The sequence below is a fragment of the Paenibacillus provencensis genome, assembly GCF_042678545.1.
In the GTDB taxonomy this organism is placed as follows: domain Bacteria; phylum Bacillota; class Bacilli; order Paenibacillales; family Paenibacillaceae; genus Paenibacillus; species Paenibacillus provencensis.
In genome coordinates, this window is record NZ_JBHTKX010000002.1 from 499,188 (window position 1) to 516,334 (window position 17,147).

Annotated in this window: 14 protein-coding genes; 12 read left to right on the plus strand and 2 right to left on the minus strand. The window is 48.3% G+C overall.

The window, feature by feature from the left end; translation table 11 throughout:
* The first annotated feature begins 69 nt into the window (after window positions 1–69).
* The 4 genes from ACFQ3J_RS18450 (at window position 70) to argH (ending at window position 5,270) form a co-directional block, all read left to right on the plus strand.
* Window positions 70–1,317, plus strand: a complete 1,248-nt coding sequence (locus ACFQ3J_RS18450) for an acetylornithine transaminase (protein ID WP_379293587.1) — start codon at window positions 70–72, stop codon at window positions 1,315–1,317.
* 92 nt (window positions 1,318–1,409) lie between these two features.
* Window positions 1,410–2,354: an ornithine carbamoyltransferase gene (argF, locus tag ACFQ3J_RS18455; protein WP_251582845.1), complete on the plus strand. Its 945-nt coding sequence runs from the start codon at window positions 1,410–1,412 to the stop codon at window positions 2,352–2,354.
* 140 nt (window positions 2,355–2,494) lie between these two features.
* Entirely contained in the window at window positions 2,495–3,727 is a 1,233-nt protein-coding gene (locus ACFQ3J_RS18460; RefSeq protein WP_251582844.1) for an argininosuccinate synthase, read from the plus strand.
* A 136-nt stretch (window positions 3,728–3,863) separates the two neighbouring features.
* On the plus strand, window positions 3,864–5,270 hold the full coding sequence (gene argH, locus ACFQ3J_RS18465; RefSeq protein ID WP_251582843.1) for an argininosuccinate lyase: 1,407 nt from the start codon (window positions 3,864–3,866) through the stop codon (window positions 5,268–5,270).
* Window positions 5,271–5,406: 136 nt separating this feature from the next.
* Here argH and ACFQ3J_RS18470 read toward each other — a convergent pair whose 3' ends face one another.
* Entirely contained in the window at window positions 5,407–6,192 is a 786-nt protein-coding gene (locus tag ACFQ3J_RS18470; protein WP_251582841.1) for an alpha/beta hydrolase, read from the minus strand.
* 576 nt (window positions 6,193–6,768) lie between these two features.
* On the opposite strand from ACFQ3J_RS18470, the gene ACFQ3J_RS18475 reads away from it, so the two are divergent.
* Genes ACFQ3J_RS18475 through ACFQ3J_RS18485 form a run of 3 tightly spaced genes read left to right on the plus strand, consistent with a single transcriptional unit; the run spans window position 6,769 to window position 8,947 of the window.
* Window positions 6,769–7,422, plus strand: a complete 654-nt coding sequence (locus ACFQ3J_RS18475; protein WP_091160716.1) for a YhbD family protein — start codon at window positions 6,769–6,771, stop codon at window positions 7,420–7,422.
* A complete protein-coding gene (locus ACFQ3J_RS18480; protein WP_251582839.1) occupies window positions 7,415–8,188 on the plus strand; it encodes a polymer-forming cytoskeletal protein in 774 nt (257 codons plus the stop codon). The genes ACFQ3J_RS18475 and ACFQ3J_RS18480 overlap by 8 nt, the downstream gene beginning before the upstream one ends.
* A gap of 15 nt (window positions 8,189–8,203) precedes the next feature.
* A complete protein-coding gene (locus ACFQ3J_RS18485) occupies window positions 8,204–8,947 on the plus strand; it encodes a hypothetical protein (RefSeq protein ID WP_251582837.1) in 744 nt (247 codons plus the stop codon).
* A gap of 186 nt (window positions 8,948–9,133) precedes the next feature.
* Here the strand turns inward: ACFQ3J_RS18485 and ACFQ3J_RS18490 are convergent, their stop codons facing one another.
* Window positions 9,134–10,603 (minus strand): VanW family protein, encoded by a 1,470-nt coding sequence (locus ACFQ3J_RS18490; protein ID WP_251582835.1) that lies wholly within the window; start codon window positions 10,601–10,603, stop codon window positions 9,134–9,136.
* 204 nt (window positions 10,604–10,807) lie between these two features.
* Between ACFQ3J_RS18490 and ftsE the strand changes: the two genes are divergently transcribed.
* The 5 genes from ftsE to ACFQ3J_RS18515 all read left to right on the plus strand — a co-directional run bounded on the left by ftsE (window position 10,808) and on the right by ACFQ3J_RS18515 (window position 17,009).
* The gene (gene ftsE, locus ACFQ3J_RS18495) at window positions 10,808–11,494 is read left to right on the plus strand and encodes a cell division ATP-binding protein FtsE (protein ID WP_091160707.1); all 687 of its coding nucleotides are present in this window, start codon (window positions 10,808–10,810) and stop codon (window positions 11,492–11,494) included.
* Window positions 11,484–12,401, plus strand: a complete 918-nt coding sequence (gene ftsX, locus ACFQ3J_RS18500; protein WP_091160706.1) for a permease-like cell division protein FtsX — start codon at window positions 11,484–11,486, stop codon at window positions 12,399–12,401. The genes ftsE and ftsX overlap by 11 nt, the downstream gene beginning before the upstream one ends.
* A gap of 134 nt (window positions 12,402–12,535) precedes the next feature.
* Entirely contained in the window at window positions 12,536–13,849 is a 1,314-nt protein-coding gene (locus ACFQ3J_RS18505; RefSeq protein WP_091160704.1) for a murein hydrolase activator EnvC family protein, read from the plus strand.
* Window positions 13,850–14,090: 241 nt separating this feature from the next.
* Window positions 14,091–15,551, plus strand: a complete 1,461-nt coding sequence (locus tag ACFQ3J_RS18510) for a S41 family peptidase (RefSeq protein ID WP_091160702.1) — start codon at window positions 14,091–14,093, stop codon at window positions 15,549–15,551.
* A gap of 162 nt (window positions 15,552–15,713) precedes the next feature.
* The gene (locus ACFQ3J_RS18515; RefSeq protein WP_251582833.1) at window positions 15,714–17,009 is read left to right on the plus strand and encodes a PDZ domain-containing protein; all 1,296 of its coding nucleotides are present in this window, start codon (window positions 15,714–15,716) and stop codon (window positions 17,007–17,009) included.
* Window positions 17,010–17,147: the final 138 nt, after the last annotated feature.

Here is a 17,147-nt window from a genome sequence, read left to right on the forward strand (position 1 = left end):
AGCTCGCAAGAATAGCAGTGTATAATTTTCAAAAAAAGGCGCATGCGCCAAAATCGGATGGGAGTGTAGATGATGACCGTTACAAATCAATCACAGCAGATACAAGCGGGGACACCTGATACGCAAGTGACGAATGAGGCAGGGAGCTCGCTTTTTCCAACCTATGCACGGTATCCGCTCAGCCTGGTCAAGGGCAAGGGCAGCTACCTGTGGGATGACAAGGGCAATAAATATTTGGACTTCATGAGCGGTCTCGCCGTCACCAATCTGGGGCATGCGCCAGATAAGATCATAGATAAAGTGAAGGAACAGCTGGATGAGCTGTGGCATGTATCGAATCTGTTTAATATACCTGGACAGGAGCAGGCAGCGAAGCTGCTTACGGCGAATACTTGTGCTGATGCCGTATTCTTCTGCAACAGCGGAGCCGAGGCTAACGAAGCAGCGATTAAGCTGGCACGCAGATATCAGCAAAAGGTGCTTGGCAAAGGCAAGTTTGAAATTATCACCTTCAAGCAATCCTTCCATGGCCGGACACTGGCGACGCTCACTGCTACAGGACAGGATAAAGTGAAGGAGGGCTTCCTTCCACTTCCCGAGGGCTTTGTTCATGTGCCATTGCATGATATCCCTGCACTGGAAGCAGCAATTACACCACATACGGCGGCGATTATGCTAGAGCTGATCCTGGCTGAAGGCGGCATTCATGTCGTCGATCCGAAATTTTTGAGAGAAGTGAAGGCGCTCTGTGAGGAACATGGCTTGCTGCTGATTATTGATGAGGTACAGACAGGCATGGGCAGAACGGGCAAGCTGTTTGCTCATCAGCATTATGATGTGGAGCCGGATATTTTTACCTCAGCCAAGGGTATTGGCAGTGGATTCCCAGTCGGTGCGATGTTGGGTAAAGGTTATTTGCGCGACGCCTTTACGCCGGGAAGTCATGCGACCACGTTCGGCGGCACACCGCTCGCCATGGCAGCAGTCAATGCAACGATAGAGACGATCATTGAAGAAGAGCTGCCTAAACGAGCACAGCAAATGGGAGATTACTTGATCGAATCCTTGCGTAAGGAGCTAGAGGGCATTTCATTTGTAACCGAGGTGCGCGGCAGAGGTCTAATCGTAGGTATTGCTTGTCAGGGACCGGTTGGCGACATTATTGCGGCAGGCCAGGCGAGAGGCTTCCTGTTCGTGAATGCGGGTCCTGACGTGATTCGCTTCCTGCCGAACCTGTACGTCACCACAGAAGAAATTGATACAGCGGTTGCTCTAATCAAGACTTTGATTGAAGAACACATCGCTGCGAATGCATAAATCCTTTTGAGGCCAGCCCTGCAAGGGACGCACTCAGTTGGAGGATAGAAGAAGTTTGAGCATGGAAGATAGATTTGAAGGAGGATGAAGACATGACAATTACACAGCTGAACCTCAAAGGCCGGGATTTTATTGAATTTACGGACTACAGCAAAGAGGAGATTGAATATCTTCTACAGCTTGCCATTGATATCAAGAAGAAGCAAAAAAGCGGTGAAGTCTATCAGCCGCTGAAGGGAAAGACGATCGGACTTATTTTCGAAAAATCATCGACTCGTACGCGCGTATCGTTTGAAGTAGGGATGTTCCAGCTGGGCGGGCATGCGCTATTCTTAAGCAAAAATGACATTCAGATTGGACGCGGTGAGACCATCAGCGACACGGCTCAGGTGCTCTCACGTTACCTGGACGGTATTATGATTCGGACGTTTGCGCACAGCAATGTGACGGAGCTTGCCCAGTATGCAGACATTCCCGTAATAAACGGGCTGAGCGACGATGCCCATCCTTGCCAGGTGCTGGCTGATTTTCAGACGGTGCTGGAGCACAAGGGACAGCTGAAAGGTCTCAAGATGGCGTATATAGGCGACGGCAACAACATGGCTCATTCCCTGATGCTCGGGGCTGCCAAGCTAGGCGTACATGTATCAGTGGCGAGTCCTGAAGGATACGAGCCGAATCCAGCGATCGTGGAGCAGGCGAAGAGCATTGCGCAAGAGACAGGTTCCCAGGTTGTGGTGACCCGCAGTCCAGAGGAAGCCGTTAAAGATGCGGACATTATCTATACGGATGTGTGGGCAAGCATGGGCTTTGAGGAAGAGCAGCAGGCCCGCGAAGCTGCCTTTTCAGATTATCAGGTTAATGAAGAGCTCGTTAAAGGGGCGAAAAAGGATTACATCTTCCTGCACTGCCTTCCAGCACACCGCGGAGAAGAAGTAAGTGAAGGCGTTATTGACGGACCGAACTCGGCTATTTTTGACCAAGCGGAGAACCGTCTGCATGCCCAAAAAGCACTGATGACTGCGCTGATGGGATAATGAAATCAAGTCACTTTGATCTATATATACCCTTGATTTAAACAGCTAAAGGTTTATGAAATTGATTCGTTGATGTTAAAATAAATTGAAGATTTTGGATTCCATATCGATTATGGTTCAAGCGACTTAAGGAGGACATTATGGCAAAAGAGAAAATTGTACTGGCCTATTCCGGCGGACTGGATACTTCCGTCATTCTAAAATGGCTCAAGGAAACCTATGACGCAGAGATTATCGCCTTCACAGCGGATATTGGACAGAAGGAAGAGCTGGACGGACTAGAGGAAAAAGCGCTCGCAACAGGTGCCTCCAAAGTGTACATCGACGATCTGCGTGATGAGTTCGCAAGTGACTTTATTTACCCAATGTTCCAGGCAGGTGCCTTGTACGAAGGCCAATATCTGCTCGGTACCAGCATCGCGCGTCCGCTAATTGCTAAACGGATGGTCGATATCGCCATTGCCGAAGGCGCGACAGCCATTGCACACGGTGCAACAGGCAAAGGAAACGACCAGGTTCGTTTCGAGCTGAACGCTGCTGCGCTGACACCAGACATCAAGGTGATTGCACCATGGCGTATGGAAGAATTCCGCAATCAATTCCCGGGACGTGCGGAAATGATCGCTTATGCAGAGCAGCACGGCATTCCGGTAACTGCGTCGGCTGCAAAGCCGTATTCCATGGACCGTAATCTACTGCATATCAGCTATGAGAGCGGAGTGCTTGAGGATCCTTGGTTTGATGCGAGTGCGCCGGAGAATAGGGAAATGTTCCTTCTTAGCAGCTCGCCGGAGGATGCTCCGGATGAAGCAGAATACTTGGATCTTGAGTTTGACAAAGGTAACTGTGTAGCCCTGAACGGTGAGCAGCTTAGTCCGCTTGAAGTGATGGAGAAGCTGAATGAGCTCGGGGGCAAGCATGGAATCGGCCGTGTAGATATGGTAGAGAACCGTTTCGTAGGAATGAAGAGCCGCGGCGTGTATGAGACACCAGGTGGAACAATTCTGTTCACTGCGCATCGCAAGATGGAATCCATCACGATGGACCGTGAAGTCATGAACCTGCGTGACAGCTTGATCACCCGCTACAGCACACTTGTATACAACGGCTTCTGGTTTGCACCGGAACGTCTTGCGCTGCAGGCGCTCGTGACAGAGAGCCAGAAGAATGTAACAGGAACGGTTCGCGTGAAGCTGTACAAAGGCAATATTATTGCGGCTGGCGTGAAGAGCCCTGTCAGTCTGTACAATCCGGACATCGCTACGATGGAGGCTGATCCTACCCAGGCTTATGACCAAGGAGATGCAACGGGCTTCATCCGCCTGAATGCGCTTCGTCTTAAGGTCGGATCTGGTGTAGCACAGAACCAGTAATGAAGCGCTCTAGTAGTATAGTGGCATGATTATAGATGAAGCAGCTGTAAGCTGGTAAGGAAGCTAAGGCCGTTCCTTGAAGAGATCTCAGGAGCGGCCTTTATCCATGAGATGTGAAAGGGAGGAAAGCACAGACATGAGTAAATTATGGGGCGGGCGTTTCACAAAACAGACGAATCATTTGGTTGAGGAATATACAGCATCGATCAATTTTGACAAGGCACTCGCAGAGGAAGATATTCAAGGTAGTCTGGCACATGTGACGATGCTGGGCAAATGCGGGATTTTGCCACAGGATGATGTGGAGAAGATCAAAGAAGGGCTCCGCACGGTCCTCGGCAAAATTCGTGAAGGCAAGATTGAGTTCTCTGTCTCGGATGAAGATATTCATATGAATATCGAGAAGAATCTGATTGAGGAGATCGGACCGGTGGGCGGCAAGCTTCACACGGGACGCAGCCGGAATGATCAGGTAGCGACAGACATGCATCTCTACTTGCGGTCTCGCGTTATTGAGATTGTCGGTATGCTGCATGCCCTGCAGGAAGCGTTGATCGGACAAGCCAAAGAGAATCTGGATACGATTATTCCGGGCTATACCCATTTGCAAAGAGCGCAGCCGATTCTATTCGCCCATCATTTGATGGCGTATGTGTCCATGTTCCAGCGGGATGCGGAGCGTCTGATCGACAGCTACAAACGGATTAATATGCTTCCCCTGGGCGCAGGCGCACTGGCAGGCACAACCTTTCCGATTGACCGTCATTTTGTAGCCGAGCAGCTTCAGTTTGATCGCATATATGAGAACAGCCTTGATGCGGTAAGCGACCGTGATTTTATCGTTGAATTCCTGGCCGATGCTTCCCTTATTATGATGCACCTGTCTCGTCTGAGTGAGGAACTGGTACTATGGAGCAGTACGGAGTTCAGTTTTGTTGAGCTGGACGATGCGTTCTGCACAGGCAGCAGCATTATGCCGCAGAAGAAGAACCCGGATGTGCCTGAGCTTGTCCGCGGGAAGACAGGACGTGTGTACGGTAACCTGATGGGTCTGCTCACCGTGCTTAAATCCCTGCCGCTTGCGTACAACAAAGACATGCAGGAAGACAAGGAAGGCATGTTTGATACCGTGGCAACACTGGAAGGTGCACTGCAGCTGTTTGCGCCAATGATCGCTACGATGAAGGTGAACAAAGGACGCATGCGCGAAGCCGTGAACCATGACTTCTCCAATGCGACCGATATTGCAGACTTCCTCGTAGGTAAAGGCCTGCCTTTCCGCCAGGCGCATGAAGTTATCGGTAAGACGGTGCTGTACTGTATCCAGAACGGAAAATACCTGCTTGATCTATCCCTTGATGAGTTCAAGCAGTTCTCCGAGCTGTTCGATGATCAGATCTATGCAGTGCTTCAGCCGGAAGCGGTCGTCAATGCGCGTAATGTATATGGAGGTACGGCTTCAGTCCAAGTTGCCGATGCGATTCGCCGGAGCGAAGCGATGCTGGGTCTGACGACACATTGGCTCAAAGAGCATACAGAGTGAATCAATTACAACTTGGCTCTATTGATAAGTTGAATTTGTTTCTGAGTAAGTAATCGTTTTATATATAAAAAGGGATTGCCAAGAGGAGGCGAATGCTGCCGTCCTCAAGGCAATCCCTTTTTTTAAATACAGTCTGTTATTTTTGCAAAGGAAGCCAGTTCAGAACATCCTGAATGCGTGCATCCCAGTATCCCCACTCATGCTCTCCCGGACCTTCGGTATAGGTGAAGTCAAGACGGGTTTGTTCAGCCGCCGAACGGAAGCTGAGATTATCCTCATAGAGAAAGTCCTCGGTTCCGCAGCATTGGAACAGCTTAGGCTTAGGACCTGGCTGCTGATCGCATTCCTTAAGCAGATGCAGCAGATCATTCTCCGTGCCCTCAATCTTATCCCCGAATATCCGCTTGAATTCCACGCTGCGCGCTTCTTCGTGAACTTTAAGCTTGTCATAATGGGCCGCCATATCGACAGCACCGGAGAGACTTGCTGCCGCAGCATATTCCTCTGGTCTGGACAGCGCAATCTTCATTGCACCATATCCACCCATGGAGAGCCCGGCAACGAAGTTGTCCTCACGTGCGGAAGACAACGGGAAGAAGGATCTGGCCAGCTTCGGAACCTCTTCCGTTATGTACGTGTAATACTTGCTCCCTTCGGCCATATCGGTGTAGAAGCTGCGGTAACCATTCGGCATAACCACCGCGATTCCCATAGCAGAAGCGTAGCGTTCAATGGAAGTCCGGCGCAGCCAGATCGAGTCATCATCGGAGAGACCATGCAGCAAATAGAGTGTCGGATAGGGCCCGTGTCCCTGCTTCGTATCCACTCCAATCTGAGAGAAAGTCTGCTGGGGAAGGATGACGTGCATCGTTGTATTCAGTCCTAATACTTCGGAATAAAAGTGACATTGCATAAAGGCCATGTAGAGGAACTCCCTTCAAATAGAGTTGAAATATAGTCACTTTTTATTATATAGCATATGCGAATAAAAAGCGGTTTCATTTTCAACGGAGTGTATCATCTTAAGCAGTGTCGATACCTTGAATGGTGGCAAACGTATGAGTATGTTCAAAAAGGGGCTTCATCTCGGTCCGGAGGCTACGTGAGCGCTGAAAGAGAAGTTATCAACAGAGACCACAATGTTGATAACTTTCTATAGAAACTTTAATTTTGGAGACTTATACGTATTTCAGGATAAATTATATCGTTTTCATGTGCATAACATTGTGTTATACACAGGCTGCTAGAAATAACGACAATTTTTTCGCTTTTATGCACATATCTATTCACATTACTCACAGACAAGCAGAGAGACCGCCCATTCTCTACGCAAAAATGTGGATAGAATTAAAAAGTATATGTATGTTGTTCACGGGGATCCGACACTTAGAATACCTATCCCGCAGGCATCCTAACCACATTAGGGACAATGTACTGCTCTATTTTATTTACAGCGTAACAATGTTATGTTACATTGTGTTCAGGAGGTTGGTTTCACATGCAGGAGGACTTGATATCAAAGAAAGATCTGCTGGAGATCACCGGTATTTCTTACGGACAGTTATACCGATGGAAGCGGAAGAACTTAATTCCGGAGGATTGGTTTATTCGCAGATCTTCCTTTACAGGGCAAGAGACGTTTTTCCCCAGGGAGAGCATCTTATCACGAATTCACAAAATAAAAAACATGAAAGATGATCTATCTCTGGATGAACTCGCAGATATGTTTTCTCCTTCAGTCAGTACACTTCTTCTGACACAAGAAGAAATCATGCATCGACAGCTGGTTACACCGATTACCATGCAATTGTATATAGACCAAGCGGAGCTGCATGAGACAGAGCAGCTGGAGTTCGAGCAGCTCCTGTGCCTCTACGTTCTGGATCAGGCATTGTCCAGCGGACAAATGACCAGGGATGAGGGGGTGCTTCTCCTTCGCACTTTTCATAGTGAATACAAGAAGTTCGAGGATAAGGGATGTGATATCATTCTGATCCGCAAAATGGGCGTACCCATCCTTATGATGGTCAGTGCGGGAAGCGGGATTTATTACGATATGGGCGTGAAGGAAGCACTGAGATTACCGATTGCAGTCTATATAGAACAGCTAAAGGTACATTTAAATCGATCTGGAGGTTATCGCTATGAGTGAAGCAGAAAGACGGAATCGGAGTATTGCCGGTATCGGCACCTCTTCAGGGGGGATATACCAGCATGTTAGAGCGGATGGTCTTGCCAAATTTACCAGTGATATCGACTGTATCAGCTATGAAGCGAATGGTACCGTGAGTCTGAATGGCGCTCTGAAATGTAATCGTTATGTGGTGAATGGGATATCTAAGGTCGATGGTGATGTCTCGGCAGAGGTAATCATCGTTAACGGAACAAGTAAAGCGAAAGGGAATGTGAGAGCTAACCGTACTAGAGTGGATGGCGTGTTCTCTATTAGAGGACAGCTGGAGACGGAGTCTCTTGCTGTTAACGGCAGAGCTAGCTTAGGAGGCAAACTCATTGCAAGCAGCGTAGAGGTGGCAGGAACCCTATCAGCAGACCAGGATGTGGAATGCGAGAAATTTGAGGTGCAGGGCGGCTTCAAGATCCATGGGCTGCTGAACGCAGGCGATGTTGATATTATGCTGCATCTGGGCTGTGAAGCTGAGGATATTGGCGGAGAGCGCATTCATGTGCGCCGCGATCGCAAGGTGAAGTTTCTCGATGGATTTGTGCCAGGACTTGCGCCTAAGCTGAAGGCTAAGCTCATTGAAGGAGACGACATCTACTTGGAGCAGACCTATGCTCAAACGGTGAGGGGAAACCGGGTGGTTATTGGCCCGGGCTGCCAGATCGGTCTTGTTGAATATAAAGAGTCCTATCATCAGGATGAGGATACGGTTGTCGATCGATACATTCAAACTTAAAGGGGTGAAATAGATGTGATTCCAGTTAACCATGAGCTTAATAGCGATAGGAAAAGCGACGTTAGAATGATTGGCGAAGGCAGCTCATCTGGAGGCGCATTCCGAAAAATACGTATCATGGGTCAAGGCCGACTTGATGGAGAGGCGAGCTGCCAGACGTTTCGCTGTACAGGGGATTCCTCCATACTAGGACAATTAAGTGCTTCCTCATTTAAACTGTTGGGAAATATGCACATAGAGGGCGGCTTATCCGGTGATTCGGCATCCATGCTGGGGGAGCTTCGTGTAGATGGAACATTGCAGGTTCGCCTCATGAAGCTGATCGGGGCAATGAGAGTAGGGCAGCATCTTCGCGGTGAGAAGCTAAAATGCGCAGGACAGCTGGAGATTCAAGGGGACAGCACTGCCGAACAAATACGCATTCGCGGGGTGATTATGGCAGGAGGGGCCGTGAACGCGGAGCATATCCGAATTAAATTAAATGGACCCAGCCATGCAAGCGAATTATGCGGGGCACAGATTGATGTTCAGCAAGCGTTCTTGTCCTGGTTTCCGAGCTTCCGCAGCAGAAGGATCAGCAGAACCCTGACGGTTGACCTGATAGAGGGTGATAACATTAGGCTTGAGCATGTGGAGGCCAAGGTTGTGCGGGGACGGCGGGTCACGATTGGGCCTGGCTGCCAGATCGGACTGGTTGAATACACGGAGAAATACAAGGAGCATCATACCGCGAAGGTTGGAGAAAGTGTGCGTCAGTAATGTACGCGCTAGTAATAAGTGAGAGAACTCTAGCCCGGCGAGAAGTGTTCGCCACTATTGGTATGAGGCAGCTCTTTCTGGAGCTAAAATGTTAAACTCATGAACCTGCATCATACAGGCCCATGAGTTTGTTTGTTTTTTAGGATGCAGCTCGGCAGAAGCTCCTGTGGCTCGCATCAATAAATATCAGTTTCCGTTGGTTTCTTGTGTACGTACGCCGTCCTCCACTGGAGGGGCAGGGTCAGATGGAGCATGTTCTGAGCGGTCTTCTTTTTCAGGGGAATGGTTGTCTGAATTTACAGCAATAAGACGCGCTTGTGGGCGGTAGGTGTCCTTGGCGATCGAAGTGCGGGAGACGATTTCTCCGTTTATTCTCTTGATCTGATAAGATTCCACAATATATCCAGGTGCCCCTTCTTGGACGATGGCTTGAGTATTTACCGGCAAAGAGGAGTCATTCGTATACTCTGTCGGTGCAGGGAGTGTTTCAAGGAGAAGGGTTTCGAGCTCATAACTTACATTCTCTGGCATGGTCCCAAAAAACTTTACAACCAGTTCGCGATCCCTGACTTCTGCTTTGATCAATAGAGATTTGCCCGTCGTATTCTTGAATCTGAAATTGATATAGTCCGTCGCGAACGTAGCATCGAGGCCTTTCGGCATATAGCTCACCGGCAGCGAATGATTTCTTCGCTCCACAATTTGCAGCCCTGTCTTGAGTGCCGCGTTATAGAGGGTGCTTGAGACCTGGCAGATTCCTCCGCCGATTCCTGGCACAAGCTCTCCGCCTACAATGACAGGTGCTTCCTTGAAGCCGCTGTGTTGCTCTGCCATTTTGACGATTTGTCCGTAGTTCAGCTCATCTCCTGGCTTAAGTATCATACCATCGACCGCATTGGCGGCGGCGGTTACGTTGTGAGTTCTTCCTTCTCCACTAGTGCCTAGCGGGGTAGAGACTTGAATGATTTTTCGATGAATTCCCGAACGTCTAAGAGAGTCAATCGTCACCGAGGGGTTCATCACTTGAAGAGGAAGGTCGATAACAATAGTAGGTCTGGGCTCTATCGGATTCATAAGCATTGAGAAATCGGCGGGGACAGCATCCTTTAAACGCCGGGTCATCTCTGCCCAGTTAAGCCTGCTCGCGCTGTGCTCAGGTATAAACTCAATTTCATCCATCTCCGTAATATGGATCTTAGCAGGAATAATGTCACCAAACTCAGATTGTTCCCAAGCGGGAGATAAATACCTTTGCAATTCAGTACGATCATAGCTGTAGGAGATGCTCCAGTCTTTTTGGAAACGGAGACGGCCAAGCAGCCTTTGAATCATGTTTCCTTCGGACAGACCCGCTGCTGCCTGTTTAAACTCGTTTGCGCTATACCTCACTCCGGCATGATGCAGTGTCAGCTTAGGGGTGGATATTGTACGATTGCCTGCCTTTAGATGTAGAGGAAGGTCTTCCAGTGCTTGAAGCTTCTGATCAAGATCTTTAATTACGGAATGAATATCTTGGCCGCCGACAGCTAAGCCGGAGATGGTTATCTTCGAGGGGAGCTTCGTTTGATGAGTGTACATATAAATCCACACCAAAAGGGTGGTGAAAAAGAGAGTAAATAACACGGAAATGATGGCGAAAGTGTGAATTTTTTTCATGGGTAACTCCTTTCCTGCTTCTTGTTTCCCCGGATTATAAACACTTTACATGTATATGTTCTGGGAGCGGAAATCTTTCGGCTACTCAAAAGGTAACAAATTTGTTACAATGGGAAACATCTTGATGAAATTCGAGAGATTTTAAAGGAAATCAATGGAAAGTGTCGAAATGATAAAGGCTACTATGCAACGGGAAGTGATCATGTGATTGAATTACAGGACGTGTGGAAGACCTATCCGAATGGGGCACATGCCTTGCAAGGTGTGTCGGTAAAGATCGACCGCAACGAATTCGTTTATATTGTCGGACCGTCTGGTGCGGGGAAATCGACATTTATGAAGCTAATTTACAGAGAAGAAATTCCGACAAAAGGGCAGATCTCAGTTAATGGATTTAATATCGGCAAGCTGAAGCATCGCAAAATTCCTTATGTTCGGCGTAATATCGGCGTTATTTTTCAGGATTTCAGACTTCTTCCGAAGATGACGGCGTATGAGAATATCGCTTTTGCGATGGAAGTTGTCGAGGCACCAAAGAAACAGATCAAGAAAAGGGTGATGGAAGCCCTGGACCTTGTCGGTCTTAAAAACAAAGCAGATCGCGAGCCAACCCAGCTGTCAGGCGGGGAACAGCAGCGTATTGCGATCGCAAGAGCGATCGTGAACAATCCTTCTGTCATCATCGCGGACGAGCCTACAGGTAACCTTGATCCCGAGACGTCATGGGGGATTATGCAGCTGCTGGATGAGATCAATTTCCGAGGAACAACCATCGTCATGGCAACACATAACCGGGATATCGTTAACACCATGCGTAAACGGGTTATTGCCATTGAGCAGGGACATATCGTCCGAGACGAAATGAGAGGGGAATACGGCTATGAATTTTAGTACCTTCTTGCGCCATTTGCGGGAAGGATTTAAGAGCCTATTCCGCAACGGCTGGATGTCGATTGCATCCATTACGTCGATCATTGTCTCGTTATTGATTCTGGGCGTGTTCGTTCTGCTCGTAGTGAATGTCAATTCCATGGCGGATCAGGCAGATGATCAGGTGGAGATCAGTACATTCCTGCAGCTTAACGTAGATGAGGCTCTGCGAGGCAAGCTTCAGGACGAGATTGGAGCCATGCCGGAAGTGAGCAAGATTGAATTTGTTCCTAAGGAGCAAGGCTTGGCAGATTTTAAAGAAGAGCTTGGAGAAGACGGTCAGGAGCTGCTTGAAGGCTTCGACGAGGATAACAATCCTCTCCCGGATACTCTGCGGGTAGAGGTTATTGATCCGAGCACAGTTAGTTTTGTAGCTGAGAAGATTGAAGCTCTGAACGAGGAATACCAGGAGCAGCCAATCATGAAAGTCAATTATGGAAAAGACACGGTGGAAACCTTGTTCAAGATCACCCGTCTGATCCGAACGATCGGCGTTGTTTTTGTAGCAGGGCTTGCACTCATGTCTATGTTTTTGATCTCGAACACGATTCGCGTCACGATCCTGGCACGCCGCCGGGAGATCAGCATCATGAAGCTGGTAGGAGCGACAAACTCCTTTATCCGTTGGCCGTTCTTCGTTGAAGGAGCCTTGATTGGATTCATTGGATCTATTATTACGATCGCTATTCTATTTATCGGATATAACCAGCTGCTGAACTCGATTCAACAGGATATTATTATTCAGATGCTTGATCTGGTGCCATTGTCCGGCATATGGACCTGGTTTGGCGGATCACTGCTCATTATGGGGATGCTCGTGGGCATCCTGGGAAGCACGTTGTCTATTCGCAAATCTTTGAAAGTGTAAGGCTTTCATAGATTCAGTCGTTTGTAGTTTAGTATAATCATGTGGCTGTCCTATATGGGGCAGCCGCTTAAGTAGAACATAACTCGTCATGGATTGATATATAAAATACTTATGAAGAAGGATGGGAAACGAACTTGAAAAAGACGGCCACTGTAATTGCGTTAAGTTTACTTACAGCCACAGTACTTAGTCCTGGATACGGAATCGCTGCATCGAGCATCAGCGATATTGATAAAGAGCTGGATCAGCTGGAGCAGCAGTCCGAATCCGCGAAGTCCCAGCAACAGAAGGCGGAACAGAAGAAGCAGGAAGCAGAGCACTACAAGCAGAAGCAAGAAGCATATCTCGAAACGATTATGGAACAAATCGAAGCTGTAAGTAATGAGCTTGCAACCGTGTCTTACCGCATTGAAACAACGGAAGAGAATTTGCGGAACACGAAGAAAGAGCTGCAAGCAGCAGAAGAAAGAATTGCTGCCCGCGAGGAGCTGCTCGAATCTCGTGTGCGTCTAATGTACACAGATGGAACAGTCTCCTACCTGGATGTATTGCTGTCTTCTACAAGCATTTCCGATTTTCTGGAGCGTGCGGATTCACTCAAGATGATTGTGGATCAGGATCAGAACCTGCTCGTTGAACATAAGAAAGACAAGCAGCTTGTTGTAGACAAGAAGGCAGAGCTGGAACAGCAATATGCAGAACATAAACGTCTATATGCCCAGAAGAAAGAACGCAAGGCAGAGCTGGACAGCAAGGAGCAGGAGAAACAGAAGCTTATTGCAGGTTATGAGCAAGAGATTAATGTAAATGACGAACTCAGCGCAGAGCAGGATCGGATGTTGGTAGAGATTGCATCCAAACGTTCAGCGCTGGTTCAAGAGAAGAACGAGCTGAAGGCAGAGCAGGCAGCGGCGGCAGCAAGAGCGAAGGCGGCAGCGGAAGAAGCGGCAAGAAAGGCTGCTCAGAAGAAAGTAGCCAGCTCAAACATAAGCTCAGGCTCAGGCTCAGGCTCGAGTGCCAGCAGTTCATCTAGTAATACTTCTACAGGCAGTGGTGTACTCGCTACGCCAATATCCGGATCGTACTATATTTCTTCTCCTTTCGGTCCGCGGGTTCATCCGATCACAGGTGTAGTCGGCAAAATGCATAACGGAGTAGACTTTGCTGCGGTACAAGGAACGAGTATTGTCTCAGCAGAAGCTGGTGTAGTTATCATGGCTGAATGGTACAGCGGTTACGGTTATACGGTGATAGTTGATCATGGTGATGGACTTTGGACGCTGTATGGACACATTCGCGAAGGCGGCATTATGGTGAGCGAAGGCGATTCTGTAAGCCGTGGTCAAAAAATTGCTGAGGTTGGCTCAACAGGTAACTCTACTGGACCTCACTTGCACTTCGAGGTTCGTGAAAATGGTAGTCCGAAAAACCCGATGAATTATTTGTAAGCAGAGGTCTATTCTGGACATATTCCGTACAAGCTTTACATATACTCTTGCTGGTATATGGTTTTTAGGGCTGAGACACTGATCGGAATTAGCACCTGTTCAGTGTTTCATCTGTCAGCGAAATATGATACAAGTAAATAAGGAGTTAGTTTCATCTTCTGATGAAGCAGGACTCTAAATGTACTTGTATCCTATTTACATCCAAAGCAAGTAAGTCGGAATAGAAAGGGCGGTGACGCTCATGATGAAGAAGCGCTCTGCTATACTGCTGGTTGTTCTCGCGCTTCTGGGTGGGAGCTTGCTTACACTCGCTGTCGTAAATTACCAAGGGCTGAGCAGCCAGGGTGGAGAAGGGCTGCTTGCCAGTGTAACAGGCAGCAATCAGAAGAATGAACTGCAGAAGATTGAAACCGCACTTGATCTGATCGAGGCTAACTATTATCAAGATGTGGACCGTACCAAATTAATTGATGGCGCTATTAATGGAATGATGGAGTCACTTGGAGATCCTTATTCCAATTACATGGGTCAGGAAACGGCTGCCCAATTCGAAGAGTCGATTGAAGGTTCATTCACAGGTATAGGTGCAGAGGTATCCTCACAGGACGGCAACGTCGTGGTGGTATCCCCGATCAAAGGTTCTCCCGCTGAAAAAGCAGGAATACAGGCTAAAGATGTGATCTTGTCTGTCAACGGTGAATCCTTGCAAGGACTTGATCTCAATGATGCTGTCTCCAAGATCCGTGGACCGAAGGGCAGCGAAGCCAAGGTACAGGTTCAACGTGCTGGAACCTCTGAGCCGCTTGATTTTAGTATTATACGAGATGACATTGATCTGGAGACCGTGTATGCGGAGATGAAGGATGATGGTGTCGGCGTTATTACAATTACGCAGTTCTCTTTGAATACGGGTGAACGATTCAAGGAGGAGCTTGCCAAGCTTGAGAGCCAGAACATGAAGGGGCTTGTCATCGACGTTCGTAATAATCCGGGCGGCGTACTGTCTGTCGTCATCGATATTGCAGAACAGTTTGTTCCTTCTGGAGAACTGATCGTTCAAGTGGAAGACAAGAACGGGAATCGGGAAACGAATGAATCCAAAGGTTCAGCGAAGGATTACCCAGTAAGTGTCTTGATGAACAAAGGTAGTGCGAGTGCATCTGAAATATTGGCAGGTGCACTGCAGCAATCCGCCGGGGCGACACTGCTTGGTGAGCATTCCTTCGGTAAAGGAACGGTGCAGACCAGCTTTGAACGTCAGCTTGGTGACGGAAGCCTTGTGAAGATTACCATAGCCAAATGGCTTACGCCAAACGGTGATTGGATTCACGAGAAAGGGATTGAGCCTGATATCAGTGTAAGTCAACCTGACTATTTCTCTGTGGCACCGATCAATAAGGATAATCTCCCATTGAAGTACGATACCAACAGCACGGACGTGAAGAATGCACAAACGATGCTCGAGGGCCTCGGATATAAGACGGATCGCAAAGACGGTTATTATGATGATAAAACCGTAGAGGCCGTCAAAGCTTTCCAGACCTCACAAGGATTGAGCGTGAGCGGAAATATCAATGAGGAAACGGCAGCAGCACTGGAGACCGCGCTCATTGAACGAATTGGCGATCCTGCATACGATACGCAGCTCAAACAGGCTGTTACCGATATGAAGCAGGAGATCTCTTCTGCAGCGTCGAACTAAGAGAGAAAAACGACCCGAACATCAAGCGTTCAGAATAAGTTTTTCTTGTCGATATTAGAAAAACAGATGAAAGAAGGCTGCTTGTTCAGCCTTCTTTTTTTACTGGATAATGTATTTGGAGAGGGCAAACAGCAGTTGAATTATGAGGGGGCGTGAGCTAACTTGAATGAAGTCATCACATGGCTATGGCTTGTCGTGGATGCATTAATCGCTTTGCTGACTCAGCCATTTTATTACATAGCCATCGTATTATTAGCGCTCAGTTACCGTCGTCAGGGGATGCTGGAACGAAGGTTGCTCCACACACGCCTTAATGGGTGGCCGCTGTTAACACTGCGAGCTATTTTTACAGGTATATTGGTTGGTTTAATTGTATCTGTTGTTTATGTACTTCTGGGAATTGAAATGACAGCACAGGCAGTGCTGGCGATATGGGTAACATCCATTATACTGATGCTGTTCCGGATCAGATACTTGAACGCTGTATATGCAGTGGGTTTGCTTGGTATTGTACAATGGCTGCTTAAGCTGTTTGACAGCTGGGAGCCTCAAGGCTTCCTCGAAGCCATCGTCTCTGCAATCCGTGATCTGCCGATCCCTCAGCTGCTTGTGCTTGCAGCAGTGCTGCACCTGACACAGGCTATGTTCGTCAGGCTGCAGCAGGAGCAGAACGCATCTCCTGTTTATTTTAAAGGGAAGAGAGGCAAGCTTGTCGGCGGTTATCAGCTGCAATACTATGTACCCGTGCCGCTTATGCTGCTTGTGCCCACGACTTCGGGCAGCGGGGCAGGTCTTGCATGGAGTCCGTTACTTGCCGGTGGCGCCGATATGTATATGCTCTATGCGGTTCCATTTATCATTGGATTTAGTGAGATGACAAAAAGCATGCTGCCAGAAGACAAGTCAGCCCTTACCACGAAGCGGCTCCTGCTATATGGTGTCATATTGCTCGTCTTGAGTCTCTTGTCCGTATGGTGGAATCCGGTGTCACTGGTGGCTGTGTTGTTTGCTCTTATAGGTCTGGAAGCGATATGCTGGATCAGTTCATTGGAGGAAGAGAACCGCAGCCCGATCTATGTACATCCTAAGCAGGGACTTCAGGTTTTGGCCGTATTGCCGGGCAGTCCCGCCGAGGAGCTGGGGATACAGGCTGGCGAAGTCATTTTTAGAGTAAATGGACAGCATATCAACTCACAAGCTGAGCTGCACAGCGCGCTTCGTATGAACCCTGCATTTTGTAAATTGGAAGTACGCAATATTGAAGGCGAGAGTAAATTTCTGCAGCGTGCGATATACGAAGGAGAGCATCATCAGCTCGGCGCATTGCTTGCGCCGGATCCGGATTCAGGCTTTGCGATCGACGAGCGTCCCGCCTCGTTCTTTCAGATCGTCGGGATGAAGCTGGATACACATCGTACCGAAAAGCCTGCACCAGATCCTTTCAGTCACGAAGCATGAGGGGATAGAAGCTGAAATTCCGCTGAGCAATAACGCGATAAGATGAACCCGTGAAGTGCACGGCTGAGTACAGCTGCTCTGCACAAAAATAACCTCCATCCTGCATAAAGAGCGGGGTGGAGGTTTTCTTTTTATAAG

Bases quoted from the DNA above. Each gene is read 5' to 3' on its own strand.
- ACFQ3J_RS18450 (WP_379293587.1), top strand. From the start codon at position 70: ATGATGACCGTTACAAATCAATCACAGCAGATACAAGCGGGGACACCT.
- argF (WP_251582845.1), top strand. From the start codon at position 1,410: ATGACAATTACACAGCTGAACCTCAAAGGCCGGGATTTTATTGAATTT.
- ACFQ3J_RS18460 (WP_251582844.1), top strand. From the start codon at position 2,495: ATGGCAAAAGAGAAAATTGTACTGGCCTATTCCGGCGGACTGGATACT.
- argH (WP_251582843.1), top strand. From the start codon at position 3,864: ATGAGTAAATTATGGGGCGGGCGTTTCACAAAACAGACGAATCATTTG.
- ACFQ3J_RS18470 (WP_251582841.1), bottom strand. From the start codon at position 6,192: ATGGCCTTTATGCAATGTCACTTTTATTCCGAAGTATTAGGACTGAAT.
- ACFQ3J_RS18475 (WP_091160716.1), top strand. From the start codon at position 6,769: ATGCAGGAGGACTTGATATCAAAGAAAGATCTGCTGGAGATCACCGGT.
- ACFQ3J_RS18480 (WP_251582839.1), top strand. From the start codon at position 7,415: ATGAGTGAAGCAGAAAGACGGAATCGGAGTATTGCCGGTATCGGCACC.
- ACFQ3J_RS18490 (WP_251582835.1), bottom strand. From the start codon at position 10,603: ATGAAAAAAATTCACACTTTCGCCATCATTTCCGTGTTATTTACTCTC.
- ftsX (WP_091160706.1), top strand. From the start codon at position 11,484: ATGAATTTTAGTACCTTCTTGCGCCATTTGCGGGAAGGATTTAAGAGC.
- ACFQ3J_RS18510 (WP_091160702.1), top strand. From the start codon at position 14,091: ATGATGAAGAAGCGCTCTGCTATACTGCTGGTTGTTCTCGCGCTTCTG.